The organism is Ligilactobacillus equi DSM 15833 = JCM 10991, assembly GCF_000615765.1.
GTDB classification, from domain to species: Bacteria; Bacillota; Bacilli; order Lactobacillales; family Lactobacillaceae; genus Ligilactobacillus; species Ligilactobacillus equi.
This window is the reverse complement of the sequence record NZ_BAMI01000004.1, coordinates 1-26,516: the sequence shown is the minus strand read 5'-3', so window position 1 is coordinate 26,516 and position 26,516 is coordinate 1. Positions and strand designations below refer to the sequence as shown.

Sequence of the window (26,516 nt, the reverse complement as noted above, 5' to 3'; positions counted from 1 at the left end):
AACAACAAACACACTGTTTTAGGAAACTAACTTCTGTTCTAACAAGACTTTCCACAAATCTTTTTTGGAATCGCTAACAACTTTTCGGATATCGAAGCTGATGTTTTTTTTATGCAACCAGGTCAAAACTTCAATATCCCCCTCGTCAACTGCAATGGTATCAGTTACCATTTTCTTACCGTGCTGATATGAAAGTGAACCCACGTTAACTTCTGAAAGGCTAAAACCTCCTTCAACTAAACGCTTGGCATCTTGGGGTGTTTCCACCAGTATCATAACTCGCATACCGGCAAATCTTGGATCCTGATTTAAACGAATCGCACGTTCTACAGGAATAACATTCGCCTTCACCCCCGCAGGAGCGGCATTTAAAATTAAAGTTTTCCGAAAACTATCATGTGCGACAGTATCCGAAACGACGATAATTCTTTCAACCTTACTATTACGAGCCCAAGAAGTCACAACCTGTCCGTGTAAAAGTCGGCTATCAATTCTGAAAACTGAAATGTCAAACATATTTATGCCTCCTCATATGCTTCAATCGCTTCGCGACCAATCGTCAAGAGATACTCAGTCTCAATGTCTTGGCGATTGCCATAACTTTCAAGCAACATAGCTAAGTTCACGCCCGCTAACAATTGATACTGACTCGGTTTTTGTTTGACAAACTTTTGGGCGGTCATAAAAGGCTGTCCACCGTATAAATCTGTTAAGAAAAGGACTTCTTGTTGGAGCGAAAGTTTGTTTAAAACAGTGGTAAACTTTTTTTCTAAGTGAGTTGCATCTTCGTCCGCTAAGTAATCAAGCGCATAAACGTCGTCTTGCTCACCAAAAATAATAAAAGATGATTGCATTAATTCATGAGCTAAACGTCCATGACAAGCGATAACAATGGCAAACATTGGTCAACCTCCCTAAAAAAACACTTTACACTTTTTATATAGCAAATCCCGTGCCAACTTTTGTGTATCAGTCATAATTCCTACAATGGTAGCTTTTATTTTAAACAAACAAAATAATGATACACTAAAAGTAGTGTATCATTACTCTTTGTATTACTTTTTCAAAACTTGTGTATCATATATCTGGGTTAAATAATACAATTCAACTTCAGACAAGGATATTCTCAACTCTTCTGCAAAAAGCTGACTCGCTGCAGCTACTAGCTGATAACTTGGTTCTTGCTGACATTGACGTAAATCTACTTCCGGTACGGTTAATTCATTCCCTAATAGCGACCGTTCACACGCCCCCCCTAAATGTATAATTAAATTGGTTCGCGTTGCATTTGAAATTTGATGTTGCCCTTTATCTTCTAGATAATCACAAAAATCCCAAAATAACTTACCCACCTTAACTGGATTTAAAAAAGTCACCGTCTTCGTCAAATAAAGAATCGCAGCATCTCGTGTTAATTCATGATTTTTTTCCATTGGAAAGGCTACTTGTTCTTGCCCCATTAACATTTGAATGAAATTCTCTCCATTACCACGCATCAGTTCTTCTAATGACATAAAGGGAACTTCGATTTCTGGCCGAACAATTCCCGTAGTTGCAACAATCTGATACTGACTTGTTAGTTGGGGTAACTTTTCGGGTAAATCGAGAATTGAACTCGTTACAACCTGAACGTCATCAATTAAGTTATCAATTAAGATTTCCTCTAACATCCCCTTGATTTTCTCAGCAGTCCCTACCCCTGTCGCACAAGTTGCCAAAATAACTTTCGGACGTTGGTCATTTTGTGAAGCTACTGTCATTTTAGGCCGTGAATAGCCACGAAACTCTTGAAGCTCTCCATATACCGCTTCTAGCGGAGCATCAACCAAGGAAGTTTTGCGGGCAGCTTCTAAGACTAAAGCCGTGGTGACAAGATCGAGGGTCTTGACTTCGACACCTGTGCGTCGACTCAAATCATCACTAAAAGTACTCAAAGAACCCATATCAACTAACAAAATAACTCCATTACCCTGATCAACTTCGGTTATCAACTTGGCAATTTCTTGAAAAGCAGTCTTAGGACTCATATCCAAGTCCATATCAAAAGCACGTAGATTTCGCACTTGTAATAAGCGGGTTACAACTTCTACCATAGAACTTGCCGTAGCAGTTCCATGAGCTGCCACAACCACCCCAATTTGCCCCTTTTTTTCCGTTGTCTTTAGTGAAACTAGTAGTAAGACTAGATAGGATACTTCTGATCCAGGCACAGGAATTTGATACTGTTGCATAATTCTCCGAGCAATTTTTTGAGCAACTTCTTGTTCTTTTGGATAAATAGCTACCAAAGATTCTAAGTCTTGACGACTTTGTCTTTCGGCTTGGCCATTTTGGGCGCGCTTGATAAAAGAAGAAATATGTAAACTCAAAGCATAAAGAAAATTATTATTCAAGGTATAATTTTCTTGCTTGAGTTCCACCATAATTTCCTTTGTTAGCTGAATAATTTCTTCATCAACCAATTCATTAAGATGTTCTTCGGCTTGCGAGTCCTCTGCCTTGTGGTAAAAACTTTTTAAATGTACGTTAATATCAGTTAGAATGAAATCATTAATTGCTTTTTGATCAAGCCCCTCATCCTTTAAAATCTTAGCTTTATCGCCAATAATTTCATACAAATTATAAGGCGGTTCATAGCTATCTGTTGATGTGAGTTTAGTCGTTTTTATTTGCGGATCAATTTCCATTACTGGCTGGAGTAATTGCGCTAATTTTCCCAATTCTTCTCGATTATCAGCTAAATGCGACAATCCTGCTTTAATTTGCGGTGGTAACTGTTCAAAAGTTAGATGAATGTCACGTCCACCTTGATTAATATTATCTAAGAAACCTTGAGCACATACTAGCTGGAGATTAGACTTAAGTTGTCCCACATTTCCAAAAGTTACACTCCCCAATAAAGCTTGAACCACATTTTCATCGACACGCAAGGTTTTATGAATCCGACTCGCTTCTAGTGAAAATAAATATTTCATTAGCTGTAATCTTTCACTAACAGGTCTTTGTTCAAAAGATGGCATCGTAATAATAATGGGGATTCTTCGTACAAAAGTTGCTAATAAAGAACTTTTAGGATCTTCAGTAGTCGCACAAACAATGCGTACATCGGCTTGGTGATCCTTGTTAGTTTCACCTAAACGACTGTAAGTTCCATGATCCATTAGATAGAAAATCATTTCTTGCCCTTCCGGAGGTAGGCGGTGAACTTCGTCTAAAAAAAGAATCCCTCCTTCAGCTTCTTGAATCAAACCCGCATGATTTTCTTCTGCTCCAGTAAAAGCCCCTTTAATGTAACCAAATAAATGAGCCATTAATAATTGAGGATTATGGGCATAATCAGCACAGTTAAAGGTTACCAATGGCTTATCAGCTGCAATTACTTCTTGATTACGCGCAAATTGAGCCATGGTATTAGCAAAGTAAGTTTTCCCCGAACCAGTTGGTCCTGTTAATAAGACATTCAAGCCTTTCGGTGGATATAATAAAGCTGCCTTTGCCTGATCAACTTGAGTCTTTAGACTGCCTTTAGAGCCAATCATTTCTGAAAAAATATCATTATTTGAAACCGTAAAATGTTTGTATGTAATGGATTGAGATTTAGCTTTAGATATTGTTGGAATATCATTTTCTTTTAAAAAGTATTTCACAGGTCGCCCACTACTTTTAGCAATGATTTTTTCACGAACTAAATCATTTAAAACCTTACTCACATTAGGGCGCGCTAAGGTTAAAGCCTCCGCAATTTGACTAGTTGTCAAACTTTCTCGATGGGCTTGTAAATAGGCTAATACTCTTTCTTTTCGCTTCATTATTTTTCGTCTCCTATTACTTCGGCTAATTTCTCCAAATTTTGCTCACTTCTGATTATACCTTAACATTCTTCGCAATTCGAATAATTAGTCATGTCTTTACATGATTTTTAGCTTATAATAAGTTGAACAGTTAATTTAATCATATTCACGAGGTGTTTTTCAATGAAAAAGTTCTTTTATCTATTTTGTATGGTAGTTGGTAGTCTTTGGCTACTCTTTTTTCCTCCTCAAGTTGCGGCAAACTCAACAGCTTTTACGGTTAGGACTCCCATGCCTAGCAATTCATACCATAACAAAGCTAACTCGCTTAATATCTTACTTCAAAAAAATCAAAAACAAACTATTAATGTTACCATCCGTAACCTAACTAATGATAAACAAACCTTGAGTGTCGCGCCCCGCACCGGCTACACCAACAATCTAGCCAGGATAGCATATAACTTAAACGATGTTTCTAAAAAAACTAACCCCACGATTAAACTAGGGGAAGTCCTGACAGGACCCAAAACTATTACGCTCTTGCCTTCACAAACTAAAATTGTTAAATACTATATCACTATGCCCAATAAGAATTATCAAGGAATTTTAATTGGGGCTCTATACTTTCAAAATATTAAAACAGCAGATAAAAAGAATGCTGCTGACAAAATTCACAAGGTCACCTTAAGAATTAATGTCCGTAACCAAAAGTCCAAAGCCACGACTGCAAATTTAAGCGTTAAGAATACAACTCTTACTGTAAACCACTCCAAGAATGATTCACCCGCCATCAAGTTAACCTTACAAAATGTGACTGTTGAAAAACTCAGCGGAGCAACCTTGACTACTAGTCTTTCACAAAACGGTAACGTTCTTTATCAGCAAACACGAAAAAATCGGACTATTGCTCCTAAATCGACTTTTGATTATTTTCTTAACTTAAATAACCAAAAAGTCAAACCTGGTAACTACCAACTTGAATTTAAAGTAATTACTAAGAATCGGACTTGGAGGTACTCAACTCCCCTAAAAATTTCTAAAACTCAAGCCACTAAAATAAACCAAACAGCCACTATCCAAAATAATGATAACCTGCTTTGGAAATTATCACTCATGGCAATAATTATCATAATATTTTTAACTTACTATCGGCCCTATAGACGAACTCAACGCTAAAATGCCAAGCTTCGCATAACGCCGATTCCTCTTTGATTACAAAAATAGGTTTAACAAAAAGTAGCTCACTTCACTTTGAGAGCTACTTTTTCAATAATTTGTATCTAACCGACTTTTTTGTAAACTGTGACTAAGGCACCTTTGTTGCCAGCATGCCCAAATTTAGCTAGGGCATTATCTGTCGCGTTATCCCAGTCCATGAAATCTTCTTCACCTTCCCAAAAATTCAGCATCATATATTCAAAATTATGTTTTTCGGATTTAGTAATAATTGTTGAATCTAGACCGAATGGGCGGGCATCCTTCCTGTCCCAACTATCAACAATAGAATGGAAAACCTTTTGTTCCTCATTATCCAAAGTTAAGTAACGCATTTCTAAAAGTGCATCCCAGTTGGAAGTAGTAAAATTAAACTTTTGATAAACTTGGTAAGACAAACCACCCTTGAAAATCGATTCCTTACCTGATACATCTAGCAACATAAAACGACTTTCCGTACTAACTGACCGATATAATATCATTTGTCTTTCTGAATATTTCTTTTGAATTTCCCTTAAAGTTGTTTCTGGACCAAATGTATAATGAATTTCTCTAAATGACATTTTTCCTCACCCTTTCCACGTAATTCAAGAAAAACGTTTTCATAATTATTATAACATGCTTTCAATACTTACTTTAATTTTTTAACCAAACTTCTGCCATAATCTTTTTTTGGCCTTGCTCATCCACTTCCTGGTAAACACCTTGAATTTCAGGATCAAAACCTGGGAATTTTTCTTGAGCCCCAATTAAAATTTTAAAATAATCGATGTCAATTTCCTGCCATTTTTCCCCAGGGGCAACGATGAAGACTCCCGGTGGATAAGGTAGAGCTCCTTCAAGCGCAACCCGTCCCAAAACCTGATCAAGACTTACAAGCTCACTTTGATTTTTAAGGAAAGCCACGTCAGCTTCTTTAGGTAAATGCGAATAGTCTTGGAAAGTTTGTTTTAAGAAGAGTGCCTTTTGTAATTTAAAAATCTCATGTTCGCGATAATAATTATGGATTTCCTGACATAAGTCAGCCAAACCATAACCATAATAACGCGTCTTATATTCTTCATAAAGTTTCGGCATCACTTCGGCTAAAGGTTTATTTTGTTTATAAGCTGTTTCAAAATCTAACAGGGCCTTTAAGAGACGCTGCATTTCTTGTGGTCCTTCTCCAGGAGTCAACAGGTACAAAGTTGAATATAAATCAGATTTTACTGGGATAATTCCCTGTGAACGGAGGTAAGTTCCCACAACTTGCCCAGGAATTCCCTTATCTTGATAACTTTGGCTAATATTATCCACACCAAGCGAAGAAATTGTAATTTTCAACGGACTCAAGACCACTTCCTTGGCTCCGGCTAACTCAAAGCCATGCCATTTTTCCTTAGGATCAAGGCGCCAAGATGCTAAGTTATGAGCTAACTCAGAGGTGGGGATATCTTGCCATAAATGTTGCCCGACTTTTACAGGAACCAGTGGCTTGAAAAGCTCACTTTGCGCCAATAATTGCTTACGAAAATCAATTCCTAAAGCGAGAGTTTCTTCCCACCAACTTGAATTAGCTGGTGAATTGGCCAAGGCAGCATTCATCACTAATGAAGAGTATATTGGGTAAGAATAACTCGTAGTTACATATTTTAAATAAGTGTGGTTAAAATGTTTATGATCAACATAGCGAGCCTGTCCCTTAATATGATGATCCTTTTTCAAAATTTGCGAAGCTTGCCCCATCCCAGCTTGTTGTTTGTGAATTGATTGTGTGACCAAAATTCCCGGATCATCGGGACCATAATTTATTTGCAGCGGAGAAAGGTCTTTCAAAATTTCAACAAATTGTTCATATCCTCCCCAAGCGCAATCAAACAAAATATAATCACAAAGATGACCAAGTTTTTCAATTAAGTAACGCGCATCATAAAAGACGCCATCAAAAGTTTCAAGCTGTAGAGCCGCTAATCTAAAAGGACGCTTAGCTTGAGCTCGTTCAGGATCAACCTTGGCAATTTCTTGACGAATATAAGTTTCGTCCAAAGCTGCATCAACGATAGGACCAATTAAACCTTGGGCGTTACGATCGGTTGGCAAATAAACAGGCTTCGCCCCTGTCATTACTAGGGCACTATTATAAAGAGATTTATGATTATTACGGTCAAATAAAACTAAGTCACCTTCCCCCAATAGGGCATTAGCACAAATTGTATTGGCACTCGTTGTCCCATTAGTACAGAAATAAACCTTATCAGCATTAAATGCACGAGCAGCCTCTTGTTGGGCCAATAAGGGGGTTCCGGCATGGGTCATCGTATCTCCTAACTCAGGTACAGTATCACTTGTATCAGCCCGCAAAAGATTATCTCCCATAAACTGGTGGTAAATCACCTGCCGGGTGTCGGTCATAGTATTGGCCATTATGGTGTCCTGGCGTCGTAAAGGAAACTGGTTTTTGATTAGCGAAGTTAATTAAATCGCGAATAAATGGCGGTTGAACTTGTTGCTCATATGTATGAGCCTCCTGAGCGATCCTAATAGTATCTGTCGTAGTTAAAACGGGTAAGGGTAGTTGTAGCTGTGCGGAAAATTTTTGCCCTAGAAGCTGACTTTCTTCACTTGCATCTACGACTACAGCCGCTAAAGTTGCTGGATTTAGGTTAGCTGTTAATTCAACCACTTGCCAGTCTTTAGGTACACACGACCACAAAGCTTTGGGGGCCGCAATTTTTAAATAATGCATCATTTAACTCCTCATCTAAATTTATAAACTTACTTAACATCTTCATCCCTACACACGAACTTGCGAAGGTCTTTCTTTTGGTGGTATGATTTAAAGAAAAAGCAAAGGAACTAAGCATGTCACGGGTTATCTTTTTAGGGATTATTGCCTTAATTTTCTTAGGTGACGGTCTTTACCGCGCCTTTGATTTATATCGTTATTACCAAAAAGTCCAAAAACAAGCAGTGAATTTTTCTAAAGGTGTAACCATTACCCAAACACTTATTTGCGTAATTCTTCTGGTGGTTGGTATTATTTTGACCACCGGGACAATACGTATGTTCTTGGCACTTTAAAGACAGGGGTGGCCCCTGTCTTTTTATTTACCCGCCAAAAATTCCCCTAAACGCTTGAGTCCTTCTTTTAAAACTTCAGGCTGACAGCAATAACCTAAACGTGCGTAACCTGGTTTATCAAAGGCACTTCCGGGTACTAAGAGTACTCCTTTTTCTTGGAGTAACTGACGACAAAATTCTGTATCACTTTGTATCATCTCAATTTTAATAAAAGAGGTAGAAACTCCTTGACCACCAACAAGACTTACCCTTGGTTGAGTTTCGAGCCATTCTTGTACAGTTGCCATATTTTGAGCCATAATTTGACGATTACGAGCCAAAATTTTATCTTTGCATTGAAGCGCTAAAACTGCTAAAGCATCATTGATTACCCCACCGCAGATGGTAGTGTAATCGCGATACTTACGAAATAAATCAGCAATTTCACGACTAGAGGCTGACCAACCAATTCGTAAACCTGGCAACGAATAAGTTTTAGATAAAGAATTAATGGAAATTCCCTTGTCATACAAATCAACCACTGGACAGTAATCCGTGGCTTCTAAAGGCTGATAAACTTCATCTACTAATACATATGCATCAACTTTTTTAGCCAAAGCCACAACTTCTTCCAACTGCTGACGATTGAGATACGTCCCCGTAGGATTATTAGCATTGTTCAAGGTAATCACTTTGGTTTTTGAAGTAATTACTTGTGCTAACTTAGATACTTCAAACTCCCAAGCATTTTCTTCTTGCAACTCAATAAACTTGACTTCAGCACCTAAAGATTTAGGGAAATCATATAATTGCTGATAACTTGGTCGCATGGACACTATCTCATCTCCTGGCTCAACTAAAGCCAAGAGCGCTAAAAAATTCCCGCCAGTTGCACCATTCATTTGTAAAACATTATCCGGCGCAACATTTTGATAAAGTTGACTAACCGCTTGCTTAAACTCCGGAGAACCTTCAATCCAGCCGTAGTCTAGTGGGGTTTGCGCTAGGTGACCAAAAAATTCTTCGCTAGTTGTTCCTGCCAGCGTCATTAATTCCTCTAAAGTTAATGCCGCAATTGAACTTTGCGAAATATCGTATTGGGCACTTTTTTCCCATTTATTAAGCCACGCCTCAACTTTAAACTCTGGTAATTCCATAACCTATCCCTACTTTTCCTAAAATTTGTTATTTTGATAAACTGGTGGTAATTCAAACTGTCCTGCACTTTCAAAAAGATGCCCTACCTCAAATAATAAGTCTTCTCGGCCCTTAGCTGCCATAAACTGAACTCCAAGAGGTAATTGCGCTTGACTTAGATGTGTGGGCAATGAAAGGGCTGGTTGGCCAGTTAAATTTGCTAACTGGGTGAACGGACTAAATGACAAAGACTTCTCAAAAACGTTCTCAATTAGGCGTCCTCTTTCCTTGACATCCAAATCCTGAATCGCATAAAGGAGCGCAGCATCGGTCTCCATCGACAACTCCTCTAACCTAGGAGCCGTTTTGGCTGTTGTGGGTGTCAAATACAAGTCATATTCCGTTAAGAAATCCTCCATTGTCGCCGTTGCAATATCCCACGAGTTAAGAATTTGAGTATATTCTCTAGCTAAAATTTGGTCACCATACCTAGCTAACCCCCAGGTCAAAGCTTCAACTTGAGAAGGTTGAATTTTAGAACCTCGTTCCTCGAGGTCGGCAAACATAGCAGCTGTTTCAGCCCCATTCATCGCATAATATCCGCGAATTAATTGGCGCCCATCAAGTTTAGGTGTCTTTTCTTCTACTAAAAATCCTTGCGCTTCCAAAAAATCTACTGCCTCTTTAACCGCTTGTACAGCCGTGCTTGATACTTGGCTTCCCACTGGTGACTGTGTTGAAAAAGCTACCTTAAGTGGGCGTTTTTCATAACTATCTTCTAATACATGTATCCATTCCGTTTGCGGAGCTTGATAGGGGGCGATATTTTCCGGGCGACGCAGGGCATAAAAAAGTTGACGTGTATCCCGCATGGAAACTGTTAACGCAAAATTAATCGACGCTCCCTGCCAAGAACGCCAACTTCCAGGCCCCACTGGCATTGTACCACGAGTTGGTTTGAGACCAATTAATCCGCAAAAGGAAGCAGGAATCCGAATTGAACCACCACCATCACTCGCTAAAGCCAAAGGGAACATCCCCGAAGCGACACTAGCGGCTGCTCCACCACTAGAACCTCCCGGACTATAGGCTTGATTCCAAGGATTTTTAGCATGACCATAAAGGACAGAATCGGTAATATTTTTAAAACCGAACTCGGGAGCATTACTAACACCAACGGGAACAAGCCCCGCCTCTTTAACCATCCGAATAAAATTGTTATCATTTTGAGCGCGACTGCCTTTAAGTAATCGTGATCCGTTAGCATTATCTAAGCCGCGACTATCTTGACCCAAAGCTTTAACTAAAACCGGCAATCCGTAAAAAGGACGCTCGAAACGATCATTTAACTGTGCGTAATTTTCCCGGCCAATTTGACTACTCCAGTCTACCACAGCATTTAAATGCGGATTTAGATTAGCTACTCTCATTTGAAATTCTTGTAGTAATTCTTCAAACGATAGTTCTTGACTTCGTAATAAATCTGCGTAATAACTTGCATCTTTAATCATCTAACCCCACCCTTCAAATTTAACTTTATTATAACATGCCAAAAACACCTCTCCAAAATGGAGAGATGTTCTTAGTCAACAAATTTGATACCAACAAACTGATAGTTATCATCACTTTGAAGCCAACGAATTTCACCTAAACGCCAGGTCTTATCTACCTTGACTTCAATCAAACTCTTAGCTTGTAGCATCTGTCTTTTTTCTAGACGTAAGCGACAGCCATGATTAGATATATCAAGCATCACCGCTGTGAATGGAATTTGACTTATGCGGTAGGAAACTTCTTGATATTGCGCAATCCGCAAATCCTTACGGTTAGGTTCTTGCTGTTGTGTCTCCTTAACCATTGTCATCGGTTGAGCATACGTCATTTCAACTAAATAACGGTATTGGTTTAAGTCAATATCACTAAAACGCAACCCTAAAGTCCGGTTATCTAACCACATCGTTTCAAAAGCTAAATTTAATCCATCTACCATTAGCCAACCATTCCCATGAGAATAACGACTACGCGTTTCTTGTTTTTGGCGACTATCTTCAAAACGAATGCGGGCTCCCGTTTCATTCCAATTTAAAATCCGACCAGCAACTGTCCCATCAAAAAAACGAACTTGACACTTTTTATCACTCTTAAATCGTTCTGCTCGCCGATAACGCGGTTGTTCAATGAATAAAAAGAGGGTTAAGCCTAACAAAATTAGGTTATAGAGCAACCAAACTAATAAAAACCAAGACTGAACAGAAGACAAACGCATACTTACATGAAAATTAAGTATAACCAGGGCAAAAATCATAAGGACTAGCATTACTATTTGGAACCACACTTTTCGCCACTGCAGACGACTTTTCATGTTCAAATCCTTATGCAAAGTTTGATACGATGCCGCTTTTTTCGCTAAATATACTTTAATTTTTGCCCAAAAAACTTGAGGACTAAGTGCCGTTTCATAAATACTGTCACTATAAAAACTTTGAAACGACCGGCCATAAGCTAAAAGTACCAAGCCGGTGGCTACCAACGCAGGTAAACCAAAGGCTACCAGCCAATTATAATTAACCGGAATAGTAATACCTAAAAAAGTAATCACTACTGGTAATAGTAAGAAAGTCAAACGTTGCCAGGCAAAACTCCAAAAGTTCTGCAATTGCCCATACGCTTTTTTTTGTTTACGATTTAACTGACTGTAAGTTCCTTTAGAAAGATGTCTCCGCGCATAACTATCCCGAAAAGCTTCATACTGTATTCTTTGCGCCAACGTTACTAGCGATTCGGCTGCTAAGCCATTTAACAGTTTTCTGGCCAAAAAATTACCTTGGTAACCGGCTGCTTGTAAATTAATCCCCACTCTTAAATCACGTTGATGCCAATCAAAAGCACTTTGGCGTAACGCTTCCGTTACATACAAAGCATCATAGCCATCACTAAAAACCGCATTAAACCGTTGACGCTGAATTTGCATAAGCTCACTAGGAGCACCCAAAGTAGTTAAGCTATATACATAGTCATTATAATTATCCTTATTTAAGACTACAAAACCTACGCGACTATCCCTTAATTCTGGTAAAACTTCACTTAGTATCGTCTTTTGACTGACCGAGTCACCAGCTAACATTAAAGTTAACTTTCCAGGTAATTGGGCTAAAAATTCTTGACCGCTAAGGGTATTATCTAAGTAGTGAAATTTCAATTCTTGAGCTAAATCTTTAATTTCAGGGCGTCCTTTTTCATCTAAAATAAAGTATTGCACCTGTTCAGGTCGGGGGTGATAAATATTTAAAGCTGCGACAACCGTCCGCTGAAGAACTTCATACTCTTCATCATTAATCCGAATAACAACGTTTAGAGACTGATACTCAGCAGACTTTACATCACTGAATGTATAATCTGTTTTTGTTTCACTTTGGCTAACCATTCCGAGATAACTAATAATATGCGTAAATTTACCTAATAAACATGCTAACAATGCAAGTAAACATAAACGTGCCCCTACACCTGAAACCTGCCAAACTTCCCAGCCTAACCAACCAATGAAAGCTAAGTAGGTTAACATTGCTAAAATTTTAAGCACCCACCGAAATGGTCGCCAAAAATTACTTACCAAATAGGTTAAAATAATTAAGCCACTCACAAAGAGAGCTAACCAAATACTTTGGTCCATTAAATCACCTTACTTTTCGTTAACCAAATCTTGGTAATCTTTCTTTGTAGCAAGACCCATAGCTTGGTTTTGTGTTTTAACAGCTTGGATGAAGGTCGCTTTTTTAGCGATTAATTTCTTAAGTTTCAAGACTAGTTGTACTGCATCTTTTGTCGCATAAAGATTATCAGCCATAATAAATTGCCGATCATGAACGGTTTCTTCAAAAGCAAAAATCAACATATTATTTTCGTAAGCTTTTCTAACAGCTTGTTTAACCTCATCATGGTGATTAATGTCAAGATAAATGTCAGCATAGCCCCACAAGTTATCCAAACGAGCTTGGTTCGCGTTAGGATAAAGAACTACATTGTCGTATTTGTTAATCGCTAATAATTTTGGTGACATTTCTGTTAGAGCAGCAATATTAAATTCAATTTCCGGTAAAGCTTGCACTAAAGCTTCAATTTTTTCAATTTGGTCACTATTGGTTAAAATAAAGGCTGTCTTACGCGCTTGGTTCTTACGATTTTGCGGATAAAGGTATGGCAACTGTTTGAAAGTTGCTTGTTTATCCGGACGTGCTTGACAAAGCCAAGTGTAGCTTGCTTGATCCGGAACGATAATTTGTTTAATTCGTGAGTTCGCGTCATTTAAAATACTCGTCATATTACCTGGTAGTTCCTGACGAACTCCCTCTTGCCAAAATAAGATGTCTCGCCCTTCGGTTGGTAAAGCTGAACTTAGGAAAAACGGTACGCCTAAAGAATTAATCAATAAGCGATCCAAATTATAGCCGGCATCCTTGATGAAGTACGTGTAAAATTCTAGCGCAGATTTAAAGAAATAATTTTTTCCCGCTAAAGTTAAAATAAAGTCATCAGTGAAGTAATTTTGTACAAGAATTTCTCTATCGTTATCATCAAACCAAGTCTTACTAAAAGCCTTACCTTGGGCATCATAGACCGTTCGAGCCCACTTTTGACCATATTGATTGTAATGCTCGCTCAAACGGATAGTGCCTTTTTTATCATACCAATCAACACTTTCCACCAAACGATTTTGTTTGACAGTGGCATAATTAATTTGGGCAACTTTTTGTTCATGGTTAAAAACTTCTCCAGACCGCATCGTTCCCCTAATTTCCCAAAAACGTGGGGTATCAATCTGGTTAAAATAACGTGCCTTACCTTGATTCTTAACTCCCGCCTTAGCACGATAAAAACTAATTGGTGAGGTAATCCCAGCAGGTAAAAAACCATTATCATGTAAGACCACTACTGGTACGTCAATTTGGGCTAATTGAAAAGATTGATATAAATCTTTGGACTTTTGGTCGTAACTATTAAATAACATTAACATTTCTATTTCACCTGCTCTTCTACCAATTGTTTCCATTTACGACTAATATTAGCGGTTAGATACTCACTCGCTTTTTGATAGGAGTGCTCCTGAAAGGCTGCTATATCATCTTTAGTAAAGAGCGTAACAATCCGTTCACTTAAATCCTGTACGCGTTGCTTACTTTGAGTATTAGCATTACTTTCTACTAAATAACCATTTTCCCCTTCATCAACAAAGGTTTGGTTCCCATAAGGCACGTCAAAACCAATGATTGGTAATCCCGAACCAATGGCCTCCAACAAACTTAAACCAAAACCTTCACTAGTTGAGCCTGAAATGTAAGCTTGGTATTGAGTGTAAATTTCGGTGACGTCTTGGTGACCTTTAAGGTGAATATAATCTTGGGCTCCCAACTGCGTAATCAATTTCTTGAGTGTCTCTTCTTCACCACCTTTACCATAGATATCTAAGGTTAATTCTGGTAAAGTCTTTTTAGCTTTAACGACAGCTTCTACCACCCAATTAAGATGCTTTTCTGAAGCTAACCGAGAAACACTCACTAATGAATATGGCTTACGTTTCTTTTGAGGCCGACGAAGTTGATCTAGATTCCCTACGGCAATGTTGTAGATTTTAGCATCTCGACCATTATACTTTTTCAATTGCTCTTGCACAATTTTTTGCTGCACCGGTGTTGCTGCAATAAAGAAGTCTACTTCATCGCTATTTGTAAATTGATAATCATAGTAATTATTCCACAAAATATAGTCATCACTGACATGATTTTCGCTATAATGTTCAGCATGAATAACTACACCTAATTTTGCAGGTCGGTGTTGTTCAAAGACTTGTTGCCCTTGACCCGTTTCGCGGTCCAAAATAACAATATCATCAGCCGTTAAATTCAAACTTTGGACAAAAAGAGTAATGAGTTCTTCTTTTGAATAGATTATTTTATCTTTAAAGATAAAAGTCGAATCTCCTTTTTCGTCGCAAATTTCTTCATAAGCCATTGAGCCATCTTCGTTATAAAACCGGCGTTGGTAAGCATGAGCAGCATTATCTTTAGGTGCATAATATTCAGAAAAAGCTCGTGTATATGTGTAGTAGTCCTTACGAATCAATAAGTTATTATCGACATACTCCACCCTTTCGACATAATCTTCAGTCTCGTTTTTTAAATAAACCGTTGCATAACGTTTACTATCTTCAAAATAAAGGCGGACTACTTTACCATCGCGAGTTTGTCGGACTGGTTTATCTGCTAAAGTCGCAAGTAAGTCCTCTAATGTAAATGTCGTTGGACTTGGTTTTAAATCTGTAAACCAAGTATATAGCCAAATTACTTCTTCGGCCTTAATACCAATATTTTCTGTCATATGAATTAAATTTTCATATAAAATCAAATCGGTGTAAATAAAGCGTGCAGGAATTCCTTCTTGTCTGAAGGCCTCTGCTCGATAAGCTTGAGCGTATTCGACACCACTCGATGCCCAACCAATCCCTAAATTAAAATTGTATACTGTCATCTTATTCCCCCTACAATACTTGCATTAAAGAAAAAACCATCCCCATAATTACAATAATTGCAACTAGCATACTCATCCATAATTGGAAGTTTTTTTTCTTTTTTGGTTTCCTATAAACGTAACGATTTTTTTCAAGACGTTCTTCGATATTTTTTTGTAGTAAATCATTTTTCGCCACTATTAACACCACCCTACGCAAAATAAATTGAATTTCCCTTTTTAGGATTATATACTACTCGACTTAACAAAAGATTTTGTACAATTAAATGTCGAATATCAATTCTCATTTTATTATATGATATAATAGCTTCCTTGTGATACTCATATATTGGATTTCTTTGTGCCATTTGCCGGCTATCAACAACCGTACGGAGCTGTTGCAGATTATCAACCTCTTCAACCCAACAAGTATCAATCGCCTTTAAAATCGCCAGTCGATAAAAATTTTTAACTTCAACTTCATCTTCAAGTTGCTGGCTTTTCAATTCAAGTTGCTCTTGGGCAATTTGAAGTAAGAAAGCTTCGACTTGGGCTCGATCCTTTACAGTAATTTTGTCTAGACGATTGATATCGAAATCATAGCTAAGATTATCAAAAATATACCGTTCAATTTCATAAGCATCTGGTTTATTTTTTAGAAACTCTTGAATATCCTGACGAATTAAGCCCATAATATCGAAATCTAAATTCTCCGCCTGCTCTATTAGAGCATCTCGTTGCCGATAAACTAAACGTCGTTGGATTTGAGAACTCTCATCAAATTCTAGAGAACTCTTCCGCGACTTAACCCCTTCACTATCGCAAGCTTCTTGGGCACCTTGAATAGCCTTGAGAATTTTTCGTTTCGTTAATTGACGGGGTTCATCCCAATCAAAAGCACGATGCTCCTCATAGTATTCATGAATCCATTTTGAGCCATACTTAATGACCACTTCATCCTCTAAGGAAACAAAGAACTGACTCAGACCCGGATCTCCTTGGCGTCCTGCCCGACCTCGCAATTGTAAGTCTTCTCGCTGGCTTTGAAGTTTTTCTGTGCCAATTACCGCTAGACCACCTAATTTTTTAACTTCTTTAGGTAATTTAATATCCGTTCCCCGTCCAGCCATGGTTGTCGCTACGGTCACTGCTCCTAATTGCCCTGCTTCTTTAATAATTTCAGCTTCTCGAGCAGCGTTATTCGCATTCAAAACACTATGAGCAATTCCCTCTTGCAACAACATTTCCGAGTAGATTTCAGAAATCTCGACTGAAGCCGTGATTAACAAAACCGGCTGTCCCTTTTGGTGAAGTTTCTTTACTAATTGGAAGGATGCTACTAATTTTTCGGGTAACGTTATATAAACTTGATCGGGCAGATCAATCCGTTGAATTGGCCGATTAGTTGGAACTTGAACAACCTTCATATAATAAATATCAATAAATTCTTGTTCCGCACTCTTAGCCGTTCCTGTCATTCCTGCTAATTTATTGAACATTCGGAAGAAATTTTGGTAAGTGATAGACGCCATCGCACGCATATCAGGAGTGATTTTTATGTGTTCACGGGCTTCAATTGCTTGGTGTAAACCAGATTGCAATTTATTTCCTTTCATAAGCCGACCATTTTTCGCATCTAACAGTACAATCTCATCATCTTGAACTACATAATCTTTACCTAATTCAAATAAATTATGCACACGTAAAGCTAAAGTTACGTGGCGTATCAATTCTCCGTTTTCTGGGGCAAAAATATTCGCTACTTTAAAATACTTTTGTGCTTTTTCAATTCCTGCGGGTGTTAACCAAACGTTTCTTTCTTCTTCATCAAGCTCATAGTGCTTATCTTTTTCTAGTAGCGTAACGAATGTGTCACAGATTCCATAGAGATTGGACTGTACCCGTGGTGCCCCGGCAATTACTAATGGCATTTGCGCTACATCTAAAAGAACTTGGTCACACTCATCGACAATACAGTAATTAAACTCTCGCCGAAGGTATTTTTCTTCTTGGGATGAAGCAAGGTTTTCAATTAAATAATCAAATCCCAAAACTGCATTGGTCGTATAAACAATGTCTGCGCTGTAAATTGCACGCTTTTCTTTTGCAGTCAACTTTTCTTCTGAATTATCATGTACTCCTAAGGCAACCGTTAATCCCATCCATTCATAAACGGGACGTAATTCTTCAAAATCCCGTTGTGACAAGTATTCATTAGTTGTTACTAAAATGGCTCCCTTACCTGCTAAAGCATTAAGGTAAAGTGGTAGCGTAGCTGTTAAGGTCTTACCTTCTCCTGTCTTTAATTCAGCAACATTTCCTTGGTGTAAGACAATCCCCCCCATTACCTGCGTATCAAACGGAAACATTCCTAAAATACGTTTGTCAGCTTCACGCATAGCTGCAAAAGCTTCTGGTAAAAGGCGATTAAGACTTTCGCCCTGTTTAATTCTTTGCCTAAATTCGACCGTTTTGGCCTGTAATTGCTGATCATCTAACGCCGCCATTTTATCCTTTTGAGCATTTACTTTTTTCAGAATTCGCCGAATTTTACGTACTTCAATATCGTTAACTAAACGTGATTGTAAACTTTCTTTAGCCATTTTTTGCCTCCTTAAACATCGGCAATTCCAATAATAAAGGCCAGGACTCTAGAAGTTTTTCTGTTAAAGCTAGTTCATGTGTCGCTAACCTAGTTGGACTAACTTGGGCTTGATAGTCTAAAATTAACTTAACTTCGCTAAGTTCTTGATACTTTGCTTCCTGACGACTATTTAACTGGGTAGTTCCAACTAAATATTTTTGCGAGTTTGCAAATAAAATCTGGTAATGAGCCGCTGCACGATTACTAATGGGTCCATACCCAATCAAGTTTAGTTGTGAATACTTTTGAGCCAATTCAGTTAGTTTATCACGCACTGTACGTCCAAGATAAAAATCAGCATCTTGCAGACTCGAATCAACCACTACACCATCATGCAGATGCTCCAAAACACCTTCATACGGTAAAACTGCTTGATAATTAAGACCTGGTTCTGTAAAAACAACATTGACAGCTTGAGGATTCTCACTTGGATTAAAAACCGGCGAAAATGAATAAGCCTTTTTTCCGAGTGATAAACCCAAATCAGCAATTTCAATTCGTTTAAAATGGAGTTTCTCGCCCCCTGTTGCCACCAACTGAACTTCATAACTAGCAGCTTCTTCCGGATAGATGAAAGTCGCTTCTGATTTTTCGGCCATCAGAAAATCAAATTGTTCATTTTGTTGATTATAAAAGTTTAATCGTAAACAAAAACCGGCAGCTGGATGAACTTCCATCTCACTAATTATTTGGTAACGATGTCCCTTTTTAAGGTATGGTAATTGTACCAGTTGACGATTTGCCTGATACGGCGAACTTTGATGCCAAGTATTAAGCACCGTACCTGCAGGCAAAAAGCGATTTTCAAAATCTACCTCACCCTCTTGGTTAACCATAACTTTACTACCGTATAAGAAACTATTGGCAAAATTATCCCATTTAATAAAATTTTTGGTCATTGCTTTTGTTCCCCTTCCATCAAAGCCCGATACTGTGCTTTAAACCATTGAATAATTGCTAAACTATTGTCATTATGCCGACCAAGATAGCCTTTACCAATTATTCGTGCACTGCTCTTTTGTTGGTGAAGATGCTTTAAAAGGTCATGATAGGCAGTAATATCGTAATCATCATTTTTCATATATGCGACCGCAAACGTTGTCTGACTGAAATCGCCTTGTGCAAAATTATCCCAAAAATAATTATCCAAGTCCTTAACCGGGTCAGATGAATCACGAAATAATTCTAATAGGAAGTCTAATGAAGTTCCAAACTCTTCCGGACGATGAAGGGCCATCCTTTGTGCTACTGTACCTAGATTTGTAATTGGCTTACCCACAACGACTGCTCGAGGGCGGAAATGACTTGCATAGTACAAAGCACCATACGTTCCCATTGATAATCCCGATAAGATTAAGTCTTGATCACTAAAACCTAGCTGATCTAAGGCCTTTTGAATTGTTTTAGTTATTTGCGACTCGAATTCCTCACTTCCAATATAAAAGGCCCCACCTTCATCGCGGACATCAGCAATCAAAAGAAAAGGGTGTTTGAAGGAACGCATCATATAATACCCTTCAAATTGTTTAGCCGTTTTATAACCCGAAAAGTAAACATTTAAAGGCGGTTTAAGATTACCAGGATTGAATAGAGCTAAAAATTCCTGATGTTTGTCTTTAACTGTTATTAATTGGCCTCCAGGTAAAATTTGCCCATAATTAGCACGTGACCAATAGTAATAAACTTGCCCTAATCGTACCTTACCTTGACCTCTTGCGGCTACAGTTACTGACATAAATTCTCGCTCTTCTAGGACTTCTTTAGGAATCATAAAAGGCTTTTGTAAAGCTTCTTGACGGAAAATATAAGTTGGACGATATAAATCGCTAACTTGGCCCCCTAGGCGGACTGTAAACTCTAACTCACAGTCCCCCACCGTCTCATATTCCGGCCATAATTCCATACGTCTTTGTGGATCAGAATAGAAATTATAACGAAAAGAGCCTAATGGCTGAAACTCTTCTGCACTATCTACCGTCAATTCTAACCAATTAGAACTTAAATACTGATATTGATTGTGATAGTTCAAACCAATTTGAAAATTCTCAATTCCCATCCCAATACCTGACTGATTACTGAAAAGGTACCAAGAGAAATCATCAATAATTTTTTCCGGCTGACTAATATCCACACTGCGAGCTTGCTTTTCAAATATAAAATTTTGCCACAACGTATCAAAAGTAAGTCCTTGCCGATAAAAGAATGCATGTGCATCAACATGACGACTCAATTGCATTAAGTCTTCTTTTCCAATACCTGTTCTATCTAAAAGTAAAACCGCATTAAAATTAACTAACCGTGAGCCACTACTTTTGGCTTGAATAGTTTCCAAATTTTGTGTCAAATCTTGGCTGTCACTGTAGAACCATTTGAGATTATCAGGTAAAGCATAACTCTGTGACCAGTCAGTCTGACCAATTTGTAAAACCTTAATCACTTGTCCCATTAAGTTCTCCTCCAATTAATTTTTGCCATCGTTCAACAATTTTACCACTAGTATATTCTGAAATCTGGTTAACAGCATAGACCATCGCCTTATTCCAATTCTGTAAACCATCTAGGTAGTAGTGTAAGCCTCGATTTAAGTCATCCAAAGAATCTAACAGCAAACCATTTTGTTCGTTTACCAAATAATCACTAACTCCTAAGTTAAGTTGCGGAATACCGGCACTGATACCCGCAATTTGTAAAAAGGTGTTAGGAATTTGGCGCAAATCAACGACCAAGCGTGCTTTACTTACAGCTGTAATAATTTCTTGTTCACTTCCATACCCTACTAACTGATAAAATTTTTGTTTAGCAAAGCGTTCTTTACTAGTTTCCTCTTCCTCATTTAGTTCAATTAAAGCATGGTCACTTTTATCAACTTGCTCTTGATTACAATAAACTTCCGCTAAATTTATTTCTGCTAAAACTTGATCAATAATACTTTGATATCCACCTAACCACTCTTTATGACCACTAACTAAAATTAGTTTCATATTGGGAATTTCCTCATTAGTCAAAAAGGCCTGCTTTAACATTTTCTTCCGTTGGATGTCAGGTAAACCATCTAGCGTCATGTAAACTACTTCTTCGACATTTCGCTGACTTACCCCTAAATTCAAACGCGAATCAAATGGTGGCATTTGATAAATTTTAGCAGCTTGAGACATTGGCTTTTCAATTTCTTCAAGACGTTTTTGCGCAGCGTAGGTATCCACAATTGCCAAATCAACCTGCCCTAAAAGCATTTGTAACCCCTGCTCATCAGCATAGGGCTGTCGGTCTCTGAAAAAAGAGAGAACTTTTTTAGTTGGGATTGCATTATTTAGAATTAAATTATTGTGAATTTGGTTTGCTGCTATAACCAAAATATCAGTTGCTCTTAATTGTTGTAAATAAAGCCCTAAGCCTGCCTCAATTAACGCAGCTAAGTTGGGATAAATTGCCGCTAAATCTGGGAGAAGTTTTTGATTAACCGTCACAGTTTGATTAATAAGATTCTCTTTTAGGCGCCATCGTCCAGCAATATCAACATAAACACGTTCCTGTGCTTGACCTGCTTGATAATAAATAATGCTCGATAAAAAACCCCGATCATCAAGAATATATTCTTTTTGCAACTGATCATCAGAAAAATAGCGTACTAAAGAAATACTTCCTTCTGGGGTGTATTCCACCCGTGCATAAAGTTTCTGATTAACATACACTTTTCCTTCAAACATCGTATATTCTAACTCTGCTTGCTTCGGCCAAACTAAATCACTTAAACTAACATAGCGATAAGGGGTCCGACTATCAAAGCCTTGAAACCAATCAAAAAGATTGAAATATTCAATTTCATAGATATCTTGTCGGTGTAAAAAGTGTCGTAATTTAGGAAAATAATTTAAAATTATTAATTTTACTTTCTCCTGACTTTCTGCAAACATCCGCACTTGGTTAATTGTGTCATCAAATTCCATTTTAGACTGACCAAAATACCAAGGTTTCTCGTTATCGGAAAAACTCTTTTGTTCTTTGTACCAAGATGGTATAAAATAATACATTCTTCTCACCCCAAAACATCACGGTAACGTGACCGCAAATTAATCGTTCTAACCTGGTCAATCAATGTTAAAACAAAAGTGACCGTCAACATAATATTTCCAACCAACATCATTGACTGGGAATAATCTGGATAAAAGACACCTACAATCATTGGGCACCCAGCTAAAATTGTCATGTAGGTAGCTCCCACTAAGCTAATTCGTTTCAAATAGTAACGAATGTAATCTTCTGTTGGCTGACCAATAGCTACATTATCAATGTAATCTCCTGCCTTTTGCAAATTTTCCGCTGTGGTTTCAGGGTCTAAATTAATATAGCTAAATCCCAGTGATAAACCAAATAAAATAGCTATATACATTGCGACCCCTAAAGGTTTAGTAATTGTGAGATTGTTTACCAACCACGTTAAACCTGGAACCTGGGGTAATAAAGTAGCTAAAAGCAAGAAAATATATTGAGGGATTACCATTAAAGATATCCCAAACATAATCGGCATGGCTCCGGAAGGCGTTAATTTAATTGGTAAATATATTTTATCTCCATAACTATTAGTTACCATAATTCGGTTCAACGAAATTCGATACTCTGAACGTTCAAAAATAATTGCTAACATTACAATTAAGATTCCACCAACTGCACATAAGCTAAACCATAATGGTGCATTGGAACTTTTGCTAATAACTTGATAAATCGGCTTAAAACTCCTGATAAAAGAAATCAACATATTAGTTAAAATAATGGTACTTGCCCCACCAATCCCTTTTTCTGTGTTGATACTTGCCATCCAAATTAAAAAGAAACCACCAGCTACTAAAAAAAGTGTCGTCAAAATAAACGCTCGCGGAGTACGCTCCGTTAAATTAGCCCCCAACGCTATTACCAAAGCTTGGACAATACCAATTATCATGGTCAACGCCATTTGCCAATTTTGTTGTTTATTTTGCGGTAAGTTTGTAAATCCTAAACGTTTATTCATAGCGAGCAAACTAATAATAATCATTGCAGACATCCAGGGACCCAATCCTAGAGAAAATAGTGTACTTTGATTGAAGTTCCCACCAGTTGTAGCACCCACAATCGCTAGAAAATTTTGCTTATCGGTTTTAGAAATAACATTTGCCGCAAAAGGAAGAGGAATCTGACGTCCTATCATAAATACTAATAGAATTAATAAAGTCCAGAGTCCTTTTCTTAAAAGCGGATTTTTACTTAACAATTTATTCACTTATCTTCACCTAAACTTCCCATCTTTGATAAAGAATAGCCAGTTATCGTGATTACGAAAACTGGCCATTAATTTTTAATTATTTTTCAAAAACATTTTTAGATTAGTATACGGTTTAAAAATATTAAAGCGCTTCTAATCAGGACAACGTCTACTTTTAGGCCATATTCCGACTAATAGTTGACGGATTATCTTTCTGGCCCGAACCTCTACTGGTAGTTCAATAATACATAATAAGGGTCTAATCTCCCTCAACTACCCCCAATTATAGCATGATTTTAAGCGAGTTTTAAAATAATTTTTACATGCTTAGTCCGGTAAAATATTTTTAAAAATTTTAATTATTTTAAATAACCCTTTTTGCCACCAAATACGACTTTGAGTTGACCATAAAAAAGATTTAGGATAGGTATGGCCTTGCCAAAATTTAATATCGCGTAAAATTTCTTTTTGACTCATGCGTGAAAAATCATGACTTAAAAACGAAAATAATTGACGTTGACTATAATAATACCAATCTGTAGCTTGAATAAATTGACTCCGAGTTCTTGGAATCTGGTGATGTTTTTTTAACCACCGGTATGCCTTAATTTTTTCGATTCTTCCCGTAACAATTGGAGGCTGCATAGAAAAATTTCGATAGTTAATATATGGTCCAAGTGGTACGTTAACTAATCCTCCTTTAAAAAAGAACGCCCAAGGCTGATTTTTATTTTCTTTTCGATATTGATTAACTGCTGTCGCTACATCTTTAGGTAATTGATAAACCTCGGTACGACCGTTAATTAAACGTACCCATACAAGATAAGTCTGTCTTTGCGCCATACCTACCACCTCTTTTCAAATACTTATTTACATATATTGTGAACAATTCAGATTAATTAATAATACCTATTTTATCATTATGTTGGTTACAGCTCAATTTATTACTTGCTACTGATTCAATTTTGATTATATCAAAGCCTTTCTTCTCCACTTAAAAATGATACAATTAAAAGAAAGTAATTCATACGGGGGGGATTGACTGTGACTTCTAAACCAGAAAAACTTCATCGACGTACACGACTGCTTCAAATTGTGCGCGTGATGCGAAGTTATGACGTCTTAGGCAATTTTATGCATCAAAAAAATCCTAATCAGGTTAAACAAGCCTTTGAAGAACTCGGTCCAACTTTTATTAAAGTCGGGCAGTTGCTTTCTACGCGACCCGATTTAGTTTCTCCCGCTTACCTCACCACTTTTGCTCAACTCCAAGATCAAGTCGCCGTTGATGATTATCACGTCGTGGCCCAAACCTTTGAGGAACAAACGGGAAAAAGTATTTCACAAGTTTTCGCCAATTTTGAAAAAGAACCTTTTGCTTCCGGTTCTATTGGTCAAACTCACCATGCAACCCTTCAAGATGGCACCGCTGTAGTTGTTAAAATACAACATCCTGACGTCGATCAGCTCGTACATACGGATTTTGCACTTTTTCGGATGGCACTTAAAATTTTGCGTTTTGTACCAGAAATCGGCGCTGTTAACCCACAAGAAATTTTTAATGAAGTCCGTACTTCACTTTTAAACGAAATGGATACTCGGATTGAAATTGAAAATGGGGAAGAATTTTATCATAATAATCATGGTGATGGAATTATCGAAGTTCCTAAAGTTTATCGGAAACTCTCTACACAAAAAATCCTGGTTAATAGTGCTATGCCTGGACAAAGTATCAGTCATCTCATTAAGCAGCCATTATCTAAAAATCCTAAAATTGCGGAAGAGCAACAGCAATTACGCCATTATTTGGCCCACACCTTAATTACTAATTATCTCAAACAGGTTTTTTTGATAATTTCTATCATGCTGATCCCCATCCGGGAAACATCTTATTTTACGAACTTAAACCTGATAATCCTCATTATCAAAAAAAGTTTACCCGACCAATTTTAAATAAACAAGTTGGGAAACATGAGTTTGAATTTAAAAAGGAAGAGCTCCTCTCCAACTACCGTCTAGTCTATCTTGATTTTGGTATGATGGGGCGACTTAGCCAGATATGGTCGCAGGAATCGCGCGCATCATCATTGCTCTAAATACAAAAGATATATATGAAATAGGAAATGCGATTCTTGCTGTCTGCAAGCAAACAGGACCATTAGATACCGATGATTTCTATAGTGACCTTAATATCTTCTTGACTCCTCTTTTGAATATGGGTTTACAACAAATCGATTTTCCAGCGATGCTTTACAGCATTATTAATCTCTGCAAAAAAAATAATCTTCAGATGAAATCAGAAATTACCATGTTAGTTAAAGCTTTCGGATCTTTAGAAGGGATTGTTGCCCAATTGGACCCAACTATTTCTATGCTAGATGTTGCCCAAGAATTTACAACCCGTTATTTCCAAGATAAATTTAAAATTCGGGACTTTTTAGCTGAAAATGGGTTAGCATGGGGACGTTTAATAAAAAATCTACCCTATTTAGGTATCAAAGCCCAAAGAAGTTTAGATGTTATTAATCAAGGCCAACTAAGACTCAATATTCAACTTAAAGGACAAAATCAAATTTTTGACCGTCTTGATCATATTGTTAATCGCATTATTGTCGCTTTAGTATTAGCTGCCATTTTTATTGGTTCCTCTCTTCTAATCGAGGGGAGTGTTAATCACCCGACTATTTATCGAATAGGGGTTTTTGGTTACTTCTTCACCTTTATTTTAATTGGCATTCTAGTTCTCGACAGCCTGATTCGACGTTGGCGTAAATGGAAACGCCGTAAGTAGTAAGAAGATATTGCGAAAAAACTTTGTGAATTAAAATTAAAAGCCTTAAGAAATTACGTTTTTACATTTTCAAAAACGTTAATTCCTTAAGGCTTTTTCTACTACCATTTTATATCGAAATAAAAAAGCCGAAAACATCTGCCTTCGACCTTGGTTGCG

Annotated in this window: 19 protein-coding genes and 2 pseudogenes; 4 read left to right on the top strand and 17 right to left on the bottom strand. The window is 37.5% G+C overall.

Translation table 11 applies throughout. From position 1 onward, the window contains the following. Window positions 1-18 precede the first annotated feature (18 nt). The 3 genes from JCM10991_RS01895 to JCM10991_RS01885 all read right to left on the bottom strand — a co-directional run bounded on the left by JCM10991_RS01895 (window position 19) and on the right by JCM10991_RS01885 (window position 3,809). On the bottom strand, window positions 19-516 hold the full coding sequence (locus tag JCM10991_RS01895) for a PTS sugar transporter subunit IIB (RefSeq protein ID WP_023860351.1): 498 nt from the start codon (window positions 514-516) through the stop codon (window positions 19-21). Window positions 517-518: 2 nt separating this feature from the next. Continuing rightward, window positions 519-902, bottom strand: a complete 384-nt coding sequence (locus JCM10991_RS01890; protein WP_023860350.1) for a PTS sugar transporter subunit IIA — start codon at window positions 900-902, stop codon at window positions 519-521. A 153-nt stretch (window positions 903-1,055) separates the two neighbouring features. Continuing rightward, window positions 1,056-3,809 carry a sigma-54-dependent transcriptional regulator gene (locus tag JCM10991_RS01885; protein WP_025020397.1) on the bottom strand — a complete coding sequence of 918 codons (2,754 nt, stop codon included), beginning with the start codon at window positions 3,807-3,809 and terminating at the stop codon, window positions 1,056-1,058. A gap of 165 nt (window positions 3,810-3,974) precedes the next feature. Here JCM10991_RS01885 and JCM10991_RS01880 point away from each other — a divergent pair, with 165 nt between their 5' ends. Further along, window positions 3,975-4,967, top strand: coding sequence for a WxL protein peptidoglycan domain-containing protein (locus JCM10991_RS01880; RefSeq protein ID WP_025020396.1), 993 nt, complete (start codon window positions 3,975-3,977; stop codon window positions 4,965-4,967). 104 nt (window positions 4,968-5,071) lie between these two features. Here the strand turns inward: JCM10991_RS01880 and JCM10991_RS01875 are convergent, their stop codons facing one another. Both JCM10991_RS01875 and JCM10991_RS12170 read right to left on the bottom strand, forming a co-directional pair. Continuing rightward, on the bottom strand, window positions 5,072-5,569 hold the full coding sequence (locus tag JCM10991_RS01875; RefSeq protein WP_023860347.1) for a hypothetical protein: 498 nt from the start codon (window positions 5,567-5,569) through the stop codon (window positions 5,072-5,074). A 73-nt stretch (window positions 5,570-5,642) separates the two neighbouring features. Further along, a pseudogene (locus JCM10991_RS12170) lies at window positions 5,643-7,731 on the bottom strand (putative ornithine decarboxylase). A gap of 116 nt (window positions 7,732-7,847) precedes the next feature. Between JCM10991_RS12170 and JCM10991_RS01865 the strand changes: the two are divergent. Beyond that, window positions 7,848-8,066, top strand: coding sequence for a hypothetical protein (locus tag JCM10991_RS01865; protein ID WP_025020395.1), 219 nt, complete (start codon window positions 7,848-7,850; stop codon window positions 8,064-8,066). Between the two features lie 23 nt (window positions 8,067-8,089). On the opposite strand, the gene JCM10991_RS01860 is transcribed toward JCM10991_RS01865, so the two are convergent. From JCM10991_RS01860 to JCM10991_RS14265, 12 genes are all read right to left on the bottom strand, one after another. After that, entirely contained in the window at window positions 8,090-9,202 is a 1,113-nt protein-coding gene (locus JCM10991_RS01860) for an aminotransferase (protein ID WP_025020394.1), read from the bottom strand. An 18-nt stretch (window positions 9,203-9,220) separates the two neighbouring features. Next, window positions 9,221-10,690: an amidase family protein gene (locus tag JCM10991_RS01855; protein ID WP_025020393.1), complete on the bottom strand. Its 1,470-nt coding sequence runs from the start codon at window positions 10,688-10,690 to the stop codon at window positions 9,221-9,223. Window positions 10,691-10,764: 74 nt separating this feature from the next. After that, entirely contained in the window at window positions 10,765-12,852 is a 2,088-nt protein-coding gene (locus tag JCM10991_RS01850; protein WP_023860342.1) for a PilZ domain-containing protein, read from the bottom strand. A 9-nt stretch (window positions 12,853-12,861) separates the two neighbouring features. Then, complete coding sequence (gtfB, locus tag JCM10991_RS01845; RefSeq protein WP_025020392.1) at window positions 12,862-14,193, bottom strand: accessory Sec system glycosylation chaperone GtfB; 1,332 nt, start codon at window positions 14,191-14,193, stop codon at window positions 12,862-12,864. Window positions 14,194-14,195: 2 nt separating this feature from the next. Beyond that, the gene (gene gtfA, locus JCM10991_RS01840; protein WP_025020391.1) at window positions 14,196-15,704 is read right to left on the bottom strand and encodes an accessory Sec system glycosyltransferase GtfA; all 1,509 of its coding nucleotides are present in this window, start codon (window positions 15,702-15,704) and stop codon (window positions 14,196-14,198) included. 10 nt (window positions 15,705-15,714) lie between these two features. Further along, complete coding sequence (locus JCM10991_RS15080; protein ID WP_155889551.1) at window positions 15,715-15,882, bottom strand: hypothetical protein; 168 nt, start codon at window positions 15,880-15,882, stop codon at window positions 15,715-15,717. Window positions 15,883-15,895: 13 nt separating this feature from the next. After that, a complete protein-coding gene (secA2, locus tag JCM10991_RS01830; RefSeq protein WP_035187800.1) occupies window positions 15,896-18,286 on the bottom strand; it encodes an accessory Sec system translocase SecA2 in 2,391 nt (796 codons plus the stop codon). After that, entirely contained in the window at window positions 18,279-19,226 is a 948-nt protein-coding gene (gene asp3, locus JCM10991_RS14270; protein ID WP_025020389.1) for an accessory Sec system protein Asp3, read from the bottom strand. Before asp3 ends, secA2 begins: the two co-directional genes overlap by 8 nt. After that, window positions 19,223-20,773: an accessory Sec system protein Asp2 gene (gene asp2, locus JCM10991_RS12160; protein WP_025020388.1), complete on the bottom strand. Its 1,551-nt coding sequence runs from the start codon at window positions 20,771-20,773 to the stop codon at window positions 19,223-19,225. The genes asp3 and asp2 overlap by 4 nt, the downstream gene beginning before the upstream one ends. After that, entirely contained in the window at window positions 20,757-22,358 is a 1,602-nt protein-coding gene (gene asp1 / locus JCM10991_RS01815) for an accessory Sec system protein Asp1 (RefSeq protein ID WP_023860336.1), read from the bottom strand. Before asp1 ends, asp2 begins: the two co-directional genes overlap by 17 nt. A 5-nt stretch (window positions 22,359-22,363) precedes the next feature. Beyond that, on the bottom strand, window positions 22,364-23,584 hold the full coding sequence (gene secY2, locus JCM10991_RS01810) for an accessory Sec system protein translocase subunit SecY2 (RefSeq protein ID WP_155889550.1): 1,221 nt from the start codon (window positions 23,582-23,584) through the stop codon (window positions 22,364-22,366). 309 nt (window positions 23,585-23,893) lie between these two features. Next, window positions 23,894-24,409 carry a DUF7679 family protein gene (locus JCM10991_RS14265; protein WP_025020386.1) on the bottom strand — a complete coding sequence of 172 codons (516 nt, stop codon included), beginning with the start codon at window positions 24,407-24,409 and terminating at the stop codon, window positions 23,894-23,896. Window positions 24,410-24,670: 261 nt separating this feature from the next. Between JCM10991_RS14265 and JCM10991_RS15605 the strand changes: the two are divergent. Then, window positions 24,671-25,662, top strand: a pseudogene (locus JCM10991_RS15605) (ABC1 kinase family protein). Beyond that, entirely contained in the window at window positions 25,626-26,357 is a 732-nt protein-coding gene (locus JCM10991_RS15600) for an AarF/ABC1/UbiB kinase family protein (protein ID WP_225349899.1), read from the top strand. Before JCM10991_RS15605 ends, JCM10991_RS15600 begins: the two are co-directional and overlap by 37 nt. The last annotated feature ends 159 nt before the right edge of the window (window positions 26,358-26,516 follow it).